Origin of the sequence: Kytococcus sp. HMSC28H12, from assembly GCF_001816045.1 — a bacterium.
Classification (GTDB): Bacteria; Actinomycetota; Actinomycetes; order Actinomycetales; family Dermatophilaceae; genus Kytococcus; species Kytococcus schroeteri.
In genome coordinates this window covers 1-3,468 of record NZ_KV824332.1, presented here as the reverse complement: position 1 = coordinate 3,468, position 3,468 = coordinate 1, and the positions used below count along the sequence as shown (strand labels likewise).

At 71.4% G+C, this 3,468-nt stretch carries 3 protein-coding genes and 1 pseudogene; all 4 read left to right on the top strand.

Going from position 1 to position 3,468, the window contains the following annotated elements; genetic code table 11:
- Positions 1–203: 203 nt before the first annotated feature.
- On the top strand, positions 204–1,469 hold the full coding sequence (locus HMPREF3099_RS02845) for a nucleotide sugar dehydrogenase (protein WP_070703759.1): 1,266 nt from the start codon (positions 204–206) through the stop codon (positions 1,467–1,469).
- Complete coding sequence (locus HMPREF3099_RS02840) at positions 1,466–2,407, top strand: ABC transporter permease (RefSeq protein WP_070703757.1); 942 nt, start codon at positions 1,466–1,468, stop codon at positions 2,405–2,407. The genes HMPREF3099_RS02845 and HMPREF3099_RS02840 overlap by 4 nt, the downstream gene beginning before the upstream one ends.
- Positions 2,394–3,278 carry an ABC transporter ATP-binding protein gene (locus HMPREF3099_RS02835; RefSeq protein WP_070703755.1) on the top strand — a complete coding sequence of 295 codons (885 nt, stop codon included), beginning with the start codon at positions 2,394–2,396 and terminating at the stop codon, positions 3,276–3,278. Before HMPREF3099_RS02840 ends, HMPREF3099_RS02835 begins: the two co-directional genes overlap by 14 nt.
- 4 nt (positions 3,279–3,282) lie before the next feature.
- Positions 3,283–3,468 (top strand): annotated as a pseudogene (locus tag HMPREF3099_RS02830) (glycosyl transferase); the annotation flags it as partial.

Genomic DNA, 3,468 nt, shown 5'->3' with positions numbered 1-3,468 from the left:
CGCCAGCGGGTCGCCCGGGAGGCGCGCGCCGCGCGTTCCCGCGGCTTCCTGCGCCCGCGCACCCCCGGCCGTTGAGCCCGGCGCGTCGGCATGATCACATGGTCGACACCCCAGAAACCCTTCCTGCGCCACCCGGCGCGGGTAGCATGACCGCGACGAGTGTGGCCTGCCATCTGCGCAGGCAGAACTGAGAAGGAGTTCTCGTGACTGCTGATGTTGTGATCGTCGGGCAGGGCTATGTCGGCCTCCCCCTGGCGCAGGAAGCGACCCGGGCCGGGCTGAAGGTGGTCGGCTACGACATCACCCAGTCGCTGGTGGACGCCCTGAACTCCGGGGTCTCCCACGTCGACGACCTCTCCGACGCCGACATCGCCGAGATGCTCGCCGCCGGCTACGAGGCCAGCACCGACGAGACCCGCATGGCCGGCGCCAAGACCATCGTGATCTGCGTGCCCACCCCCCTGTCCGACGAGGGCGGCCCCGACCTGCGCGCCGTCGAGGGCGCCACCGCCGCCATCGGCCGCAACCTCAAGCCCGGCACCACGGTCATCCTGGAGTCCACCACCTACCCGGGCACCACCGACGAGGTCGTCCGCCCGATCCTCGAGGAGCTCTCCGGCCTGACCGCCGGCAAGGACTTCCACCTGGCCTTCTCCCCCGAGCGCATCGACCCGGGCAACGAGAAGTTCGGCGCCAAGAACACCCCCAAGGTCGTCGGTGGCTTCACCCCCGAGGGCGGCGACGCCGCCGCGGCGTTCTACGAGCAGTTCGTCGACACCGTGGTCCGTGCCAAGGGCACCCGCGAGGCCGAGACCGCCAAGCTGCTGGAGAACACCTACCGGCACATCAACATCGCCCTGGTCAACGAGATGGCCCGCTTCTGCCACGACCTGGGCATCGACCTGTGGGACGTCATCGACGCCGCCAAGTCCAAGCCCTTCGGCTTCCAGGCCTTCTACCCCGGCCCGGGCGTCGGCGGCCACTGCATCCCGATCGACCCGAACTACCTGTCCCACAACGTGCGCTCCCGCCTGGGCTACCCCTTCCGCTTCGTGGAGCTCGCCCAGGAGATCAACTCCCAGATGCCCACCTACGTGGTCTCCCGCGCGCAGGACGCCCTGAACGAGGACGGCAAGGCCCTCAAGGGCGCCACCGTGCTGCTGCTGGGCGTCACCTACAAGCCGAACATCGCCGACCAGCGCGAGTCGCCGGCCGTGCCGCTGGCCAAGGCCCTCGCGGCCAAGGGCGCGAACGTCCAGTTCCACGACCCCAAGGTCGAGCAGTGGCGCGCCCTGGGCGACCAGGCCACCAAGGTCACCGACGCCCTGCAGGGCGTCAAGGACGCCGACCTGACCATCCTGGTGCAGAATCACAAGGAGTACGACGTGCAGGCCCTGGCCGAGGCGGCCACCCGCATGCTCGACACCCGCGGCGTCACCACCGACACCGAGACCAGCCAGCGCCTGTGACCCCCGACCCCGCCGGGGTCCCCACCGCCGGCGGAGGGCCGTCCCCCCAGACCCCCTCCGCCGGCGGTTCGCTGTCCTCGGCCGAGCTCGAGGCCATCGCGCGCGCCAACGGCCTGCGCCGCGTGGGCCACCGTCCCCCGCTGGGCGAGTACCTGCGCGACCTGTGGAGCCGCCGCCAGTTCCTGTGGACCCTCTCCACCGCGCAGGCCTACGCCAAGACGCAGGAGTCCCGCCTGGGCCAGGTGTGGGCGGTGCTCAACCCGGTGATGCTGGCCGGCGCCTACTTCCTGATCTTCGGCCTGCTGCTGGACACCCGCGGTGGCACCCAGAACTTCGTCGGCTTCCTCACCGCGGGCATCTTCACCTTCGTGTTCCTGTCCACGGTGATGAGCCAGGGCGCCCGGGCGGTCACCGGCTCCATGCAGCTGGTGCGCTCGTTGTCCTTCCCGCGCGTGCTGCTGCCCATCTCCAAGGTGACCACGGAGCTCATCGCCGCCGTGCCCACCTTCGCGGTGCTGCTGGTCATCATGCTGGCCACCGGGGAGCGGCCCGATGCCGAGTGGCTCCTCTTCCCCGTGGCCCTGCTGCTCATCGCGAGCATGTCGCTGGGCATCGGCATGGTCTTCGCGCGGCTGGTGCACGACTCGCGCGACGCCGCCAACCTCATCCCGCTGGTCATCCGCCTGCTGCGCTACGTCTCGGGCGTCTTCTACAGCGTGGACCACTACCTGGGCGCCGCCGGTGCCCCGCACTGGCTGGCCGTGGTGATGACCTACCAGCCGGTGGCCGTGATGATGACGCTGGTCCGCGAGAGCCTCCTGGGCGAGACCGCCGTGGACCCCGTCACCTGGCTGGCCGGCCTGTTCTGGGCCGTCGTGCTGCCGCTGGGCGGCCTCATCTGGTTCTGGCGGGGGGAGGGCACCTATGGACGCGGCTGAGCGGGTCCCCACGGTGGTGGTCGACCACGTCGACATCCACTACCGCATCTACGGCACGGGCGAGCACCGCGCCGCCCAGAACACCGGCGAGGGCCGCCGCAGCGCCCTGGCCCGCGCCGGGCACCGCATGGTCGGTGGTGGGCAGGACGAGGTGCACGCCGTGCGCGGCGTGAGCCTGGTGGCCCACCGCGGCGAGTCCATCGGCCTCATCGGCCGCAACGGCTCGGGCAAGTCCACCCTGCTGCGCGCCATCGCGGGCCTGCTGCCGCCCTCCTCGGGGCGCATCTGGGTGCAGGGGCGCAGCACGCTGCTGGGCGTCAACGCGGTGCTCATGCCCACGCTCTCGGGCGTGCGCAACATCCAGATCGGCTGCCAGGCCCTGGGCATGTCACGCCACGAGGTCGACGAGCGGCTGGACGACATCATCGCCTTCTCCGGCCTCGGCGACGCCGTGAACCTGCCGATGAAGGCCTACTCCTCGGGCATGGCCGCCCGCCTGCGCTTCGCCATCTCCACCGCGGTGGTCCCCGACGTGCTGGTCGTGGACGAGGCGCTGGCCACCGGTGACGCGGACTTCCGCGACCGCGCGCAGAAGCGCATCGCGGAGATCCGCGAGCAGGCAGGCACGGTGTTCATGGTGAGCCACTCCAACGCCATGATCCGCAAGCAGTGCGACCGCGCCATCTGGCTGGACTCCGGCGTCATCAAGCAGGACGGCCCGGTGGAGGAGGTCATGAAGGCCTACGAGAAGGCCGGCCCCGGGGCCCGGAAGCCTGCCGCCAAGAAGCCGCAGCAGAAGGCCCCGGCCAAGCCTGCCGCACAGCAGGGCCAGAAGCCCTCGCAGAAGCCCGCCCAGCCGCCCCAGGCCTGATCCCGTGCGCGTCCTCGTCGTCACCACGGTCCACCACCCCGGCGACGCCCGCATCCGGGAGCGCCAGGTGGCCGCCATGCTCGATGCGGGGTGGCGGGTCACGTACGCGGCCTCCTTCACCGCGCACGGCCTCCCGGTGCCCGACGGCAGCGGGGGCCTGGACGGCATCGACCTGCCGCGGGCCCAGGGG